Below are 6,057 nucleotides of genomic sequence, written 5' to 3' on the forward strand. Positions count from 1 at the left end.
TGTCGGTCACGGCGCTGCGCGACGCTCAAAACGCCATCATCGGCTACCTGCTGATCGGCACCGATAATACCGCGCGCAAGCAGGCGGAAGATGCTCTGGTCAAGGCGGGGGCGCTGCAGAGCGCGATATTCAACAGCGCCACCTTTTCGAGCAACGCCACCGACGCCAAGGGCGTCTTCCCGATTTTCAATGTCGGCGCCGAGCGCATGCTGGGCTACGCGGCCGCCGAGGTCCTGAACAAGATCACCCCGGCCGATATTTCCGATCCGCAGGAAGTGATCGCGCGCGCCAAAGCACTGAGCCTGGAGCTGGCCACCCCGATCGCGCCCGGCTTCGAGGCCCTGGTATTCAAGGCCTCGCGCGGCATCGAGGACATTTACGAATTGACCTACATCCGCAAGGACGGCAGCCGCTTTCCGGCCATCGTGTCGGTCACGGCGCTGCGCGACGCGCAAAGCACCATCATCGGCTACCTGCTGATCGGCACCGACAATACCGCGCGCAAGCAGGTCGAAGAGCAACTGCGCTGGACCGAGGAGAGTTTCCGCCTGATGGTTGAAAGTGTAAGCGATTACGCCATCGTCATGCTGGATACAAACGGGTGCGTGGTCAGCTGGAACAGCGGTGCGCAGCGGATCAAGGGCTACGTTGCCGATGAAATCATCGGCCAGCATTTCTCCCGGTTTTATCCGCGCGAAGATATCGATCGCGGCATGCCGCAGCGGGCTCTGGACGTCGTGTCCGCCAAGGGACGGTTCGAAGACGAAGGCTGGCGGGTGCGCAAGGATGGCTCGGCTTTCTGGGCCAACGTGGTCTTTACGGCCATACGGGACCAGCAAGGCAACTTACGCGGCTTCGCCAAGCTGACCCGGGACCTGACCGAGCGCCGAAGCGTGGAAGCGGAGCTCACCAATGCCAAACTCTTGGCCGAAAAGGCCAACCTAGCCAAATCCGAATTCCTTTCCAGCATGAGCCATGAACTGCGCAGCCCGCTCAATGCCATCCTCGGGTTCGCCCAGCTGCTGGAGTCCGATTCCCCGCCGCCGACGCCCGTCCAGAAAGAGGCCATCGCCCAGATCCTCGGAGCGGGATGGCATCTGCTGAAGCTGATCGACGAAATTCTCGATCTCGCCAAGATCGAGTCCAAGCAGGTGCCGCTGTCGCGGGAGCCGGTGTCGCTGGCCGATGTCATGCTCGAATGCCAGGGCATGATCGAGCCGCAGGCGCTGCAGCGCGCTATCCGCATGACCTTCCCTCGCTTCGACAAACCATGTTTCGTCCTGGCCGACCGGATCCGGGTGAAGCAGGTTCTCCTTAACCTGCTTTCCAACGCCATTAAATACAATTCCAAAGGAGGATCGGTCGAGGTGGCATGCTCCGAGAGCGCCACGCCGGGATTCGTTCGCGTAAGCGTCAAGGACACCGGCGCGGGGCTGTCATCGGAACAACTGGGGCAGCTGTTCCAGGCGTTCAACCGCCTCGGACAGGAAGGCGGCGGCGAGGAAGGGACCGGCATCGGTCTCTTGGTGGCCAAGCGGCTGGTCGAGCTGATGGGGGGTGTCATCGGCGTGGAAAGCACCGTCGGGGCGGGCAGCGAGTTCTGGTTCGAACTCAGCGCCTGCGCCGAACCGCAACTTTCCCTGGAAGTAAGCGAAGCCGCGGCATTGGCGCATCCGCAGCTGACCCACCGCGAGGGGCTGCACACCCTGCTCTACGTAGAGGATAACCCGGCCAACCTGAAGCTGGTCGAGCAGATCATCGCGCGCCACCCCGACATCCTGCTGCTGAAAGCCGTGAACGGGAACATTGGCATCGAAACGGCGCGCCTGTCCCAGCCGGATGCGATCCTGATGGACATCAACCTGCCCGGCATCAACGGCTTCGAAGCCCTGGAGATCCTGCGCGCCGACCCGGCCACGGCGCACATCCCGGTCATTGCCATCAGCGCCAATGCCATGCCGCGTGATATCGAAAGGGGCCTGAAAGCCGGGTTCTTCCGCTACATCATCAAGCCCAACAAGGTCAATGAGTTCATGGCGGCGCTGGATATGGCGCTGGCGCATGCAGAAAACAATCCGCTCAAAGCGAATCAAGCCAAGCGACCATCATGATCAGTCAAGCGGACATTCTTCACGGCAACGTCCTGATCGTCGACGATCAGGAAGCCAACGTGCTCCTGCTCGAGCGCATGCTGCGCGGCGCCGGCTATGTTTCCATCTCGACCACGATGGATGCGGGCGGGGTCTTCGGGCTCCACCTGACGAACAGCTACGACCTGATCCTGCTCGATCTGCAGATGCCCGGCATGGACGGATTCCAGGTCATGGAGGGGCTCAAGAAAATCGATCCCGACGGCTACCTGCCGGTGCTGGTCATCACCGCCCAACCGGCTCACAAGCTGCGCGCGCTCCAGGCCGGCGCCAAGGATTTCATCAGCAAGCCGTTCGAACTGGCCGAGGTGCTGGCGCGCGTGCGCAACCTGCTGGAGGTGCGCCTGCTGCAAAAGGAATTGCACGAGTACAACAAGGTGCTGGAAAACCTGGTGCTCAAAAGGACCGCCGAGCTTCAGGAAAGCTTCCTGGAAACCGTTTTCACGCTGACGCGCGCGGCGGAACACAAGGATATAGACACCGGCACTCACGTCAAGCGCATCAGTTATTACAGCCGCGAGCTGGCCCAGATGCTCGGCCTGGATGAAGAGTTGATCAACAAGATCTTTATGACGAGCCCGATGCACGATATCGGCAAAATAGGCATTCCCGACCATATCCTGCTCAAGCCGGGCGGCCTCACGGCGGATGAGTGGGAGATCATGAAGGCGCATACATCGATGGGCGCGCAGATCCTCGGCAGCAGCATGTCACCCTATCTCAAAACAGGCGCCGAGATCGCGCTCAATCACCATGAACGCTGGGACGGGGAAGGTTATCCGCAGGGCAAACGCGGCAAGGATATTCCCCTGTCGGCGCGCATCGTAAATATTTGCGACATCTACGATGCCCTCAGAAGCAAGCGGCCCTACAAGCCCCCCATCGACCACCTGCGGGCCATGGAAATCATCACCGGCGGCAATAGCCGCAATCAGCCGGAACAGTTTGACCCGGTTATCTTCGTCATGTTCAGGCAAAATCACCAGGCATTCCGGGACATCTTTGCGGCATACACGTTATAGACCCTGGTGTAAACTATCCGAAATATACGAAAACTGCTTCTTGAAAAACTTCTAAAAATTCCTCCGGCCCAGCAATAGTCGTACGAACAGGATCTTTCTACAACCTCGCCATATCGAAAATTTATTTCTTTTCCTTGTGGAAAAATATTGCAAAAATGTATTGATTATTGGTAAAATAATTTTCGGTGCATATGAATTGCCGATGGAAAAAATATTAATCATTCATTCCGACAAAGTGGGCAGCGAAAGGATCAGCAATGCCGTAATCCAGATGGGGCATGTCCCGTCGATCGCGCGCACGCTGGCAGAGGGGCTCCAGAAAGTCCGCTCCGAGCCGTTCGCCATCGTTTTCCTCGAGGCCGAGTTGCCCGACGGCTCCGGCCTGGACAGCATAGCCAAAATAAAGGCCAGCGGCTTTTTCCCGGAAATCATCATCATCACCGGATTCGGCAATCCCGATGAAGCCGAGCTGGCCATCACCAACGGCGCCTGGGATTACCTCGAAAAGCCGGTCTCGCTTGAGCTGATCAGGCTTCACGTCAACCGCATCCATGAATTCAGAGCCGAGAAAGGGCTCCGCAAACCCCCGGTCAAGCTGGAAAGGAAGGAGATCATCGGCAGCGCCAAGCGGCTCGAGGCAAGCCTTGAGCTTCTCGCCCAGGCGGCGCAAAGCGATGTCAATATCCTCATCGCCGGCGAAAGCGGGACCGGGAAGGAGCTTTTTGCCAAGGCCATTCATATGAACAGCCGGAGGTCGACGGGCAATTTTGTGATCGTCGACTGCACCGCATTGCCGGAAACGCTCGTCGAGAGCGTTCTTTTCGGGCATGTGCGCGGTTCTTTCACCGGGGCGTATATCAGCCAGGAGGGGTTGGTCAAGCAGGCCGACAAGGGGACCCTGTTTCTCGACGAGATCGGCGAGCTGCCCATGGCGATCCAGAAGACCTTCCTGCGGGTCATCCAGGAGCACCGCTTCCGCCCGGTGGGAGGGAGCCAGGAGATCAACAGCGATTTCAGGCTGGTGGCGGCGACCAACCGCAGCCTGGAGAACATGGTCGCGCAGGGGCAATTCCGCGAAGACCTCCTCTTCCGGCTCCGCTCGCTGGTGCTGGAATTGCCGCCGCTGCGCGAGTGCCGCGAAGATCTCAAGGAATTGACATTGCACTACATGGGCACCCTCTGCCAGCGCTTCGGGCTGGAACCCAAGGGATTCTCCCAGGAATTCTGGAATACCCTTCAAAATTACAAATGGCCGGGAAACGTCCGCGAATAGATCCAAGCCCTGGAGAAGGCTTTGCTTGCCGCCAAGGAGGAACCCATACTCTACCCGATCCACCTGCCGACCTACATCCGCATCCACGTGGCGCGCAACGGCATTGTATCGACGACGCCTGCCGCATTTCCGGCTTGTCCCGCTCGCGCCTATATGCCCTGCTTAAAAAATACCGGTTGTCATTCAACATCAAACCCGATTGATCTCGAGCTTGCCCCGGAAACATCTTTTTTTTATAAGTTGGCATCATTTTTGATTGATATTTTTTGCAAAGAAGAGTAATTCATTGCTCTTTGCGAGAGGAATACGAAAATGCAACTCCTTTTTTATGCTAGCAAAAATGACCAAAATGAAAAAAGGCTTAAAGAGGCGATCCAATCTGCATCCTTGGCAGGAATTATCGAGCATTTCACCAGCTTGGATGATTTTCGGGACAGGCTGCGCAGCATTATCGAACCGAATTCCATCATGGTTCTGGCCGCGGTCAACAGGGAAGAACTGCTTAAAATGCAAGCCTTCAGCGACATGTTGACCGAGATTTACATCATCCTGGTGCTCCCTGACCGGCAGAAGGACACCATCCGCTTGGCCCATTTATTAAAGCCGCGGTTTCTAAGCTCAATCGAGGATGATTTCAAGGATCTGAACCAGATCGTTGCCAAGATGATCCAGGCTCCCCATGGCCCGTCCAAAGATCCGATTGCCAGCGGCAGCCCCCCGGGGATTCCCTGATCACGGCCCTGGGGAACAATAGCGAGGAATAGGTTGAAATCGAGTCTTGAAAACCGATAAAATTCCTGTCAATTAAGATATTTCTTTCTTTTCAGGACGATTTTTAATTAATCTCACAGCCAATCTATCTCAAACGGGAGGCCTGACAGGGGGGGGAAATTTTCCCTGACAACCGGGAAATATACTGGCAATTGGCATGGAAAGTGCTTAAAGAATCATGGAACGATTGGAACATTAAAATGGAGGTGTTTCATGTCTAAAAAGTTCATGACTTTTCTTATCGCGGCGATCTTTCTTGCCGCTGCCGTCCCGGTATCCGCACAGGCCGTGCTGATGAACTCGGCCGAGACCATCAACAAGGGCAACCTCAAGCTGGCCATATTCCCGACCGTGCTTTTCGGCAAAAACGGCGGCGACTCGGTGTGGGGCGTGGCCGGAAGGTTCGGCTACGGGCTCACCCGGAGCGTCGACATCGAGGCCAAGGTCGGGTTCTTCAAGGGCCTCAAATACTTCGGAGCCGATATCGAGCTCTGGTTCCTTAGGGGGGAGAGTTTCAACGGCTCGGTCGCGTTGGGCGGACATATGACGAAATATGACGGCGGCGGAGACACCAACGGCATCGACGCCTCACTCCTGTTCAGCCACAGACCGGTGAAAAATCTGGAAATCTACGGCGGCCTCATGCTCGCTTTCGACAAGGTCAAGAACACGGACATCAACTTCACCCGGATCCATTTCGTGCCCGGGATCGAGTATCGCATCAGCGCTGACCTTGATTTCCTGGCCGAGTTCGGCATAGCCCTCAACGACGACTCCCGCAGCTATGCCAGTGTGGGCTTGGCGTTTTATTTTTTACGCTGAAGCCTGACGCCCCGGGACT

Annotated in this window: 4 protein-coding genes and 1 pseudogene; all 5 read left to right on the forward strand. The window is 57.1% G+C overall.

Annotation, left to right across the window (positions count from 1 at the left end; all coding sequences use genetic code 11):
- The first annotated feature begins 50 nt into the window (after positions 1 to 50).
- The 5 genes and pseudogenes from NTW95_02245 to NTW95_02265 all read left to right on the forward strand — a co-directional run bounded on the left by NTW95_02245 (position 51) and on the right by NTW95_02265 (position 6,038).
- Positions 51 to 2,111 (forward strand): PAS domain S-box protein, encoded by a 2,061-nt coding sequence (locus NTW95_02245; protein MCX6556241.1) that lies wholly within the window; start codon positions 51 to 53, stop codon positions 2,109 to 2,111.
- Entirely contained in the window at positions 2,108 to 3,172 is a 1,065-nt protein-coding gene (locus NTW95_02250) for a response regulator (GenBank protein MCX6556242.1), read from the forward strand. Before NTW95_02245 ends, NTW95_02250 begins: the two co-directional genes overlap by 4 nt.
- A 202-nt stretch (positions 3,173 to 3,374) precedes the next feature.
- Positions 3,375 to 4,648, forward strand: a pseudogene (locus tag NTW95_02255) (sigma-54 dependent transcriptional regulator).
- Positions 4,649 to 4,832: 184 nt separating this feature from the next.
- A complete protein-coding gene (locus NTW95_02260; protein ID MCX6556243.1) occupies positions 4,833 to 5,177 on the forward strand; it encodes a hypothetical protein in 345 nt (114 codons plus the stop codon).
- 252 nt (positions 5,178 to 5,429) lie between these two features.
- A complete protein-coding gene (locus tag NTW95_02265; protein MCX6556244.1) occupies positions 5,430 to 6,038 on the forward strand; it encodes a hypothetical protein in 609 nt (202 codons plus the stop codon).
- Positions 6,039 to 6,057 lie beyond the last annotated feature (19 nt).

The sequence above is a fragment of the Candidatus Aminicenantes bacterium genome, from assembly GCA_026393795.1.
Classification (GTDB): Bacteria; Acidobacteriota; Aminicenantia; order UBA2199; family UBA2199; genus UBA2199.

Coding starts and splice junctions, on each gene's coding strand:
- NTW95_02250 (MCX6556242.1), top strand. CDS start 2,108: ATGATCAGTCAAGCGGACATTCTTCACGGCAACGTCCTGATCGTCGAC.
- NTW95_02265 (MCX6556244.1), top strand. CDS start 5,430: ATGTCTAAAAAGTTCATGACTTTTCTTATCGCGGCGATCTTTCTTGCC.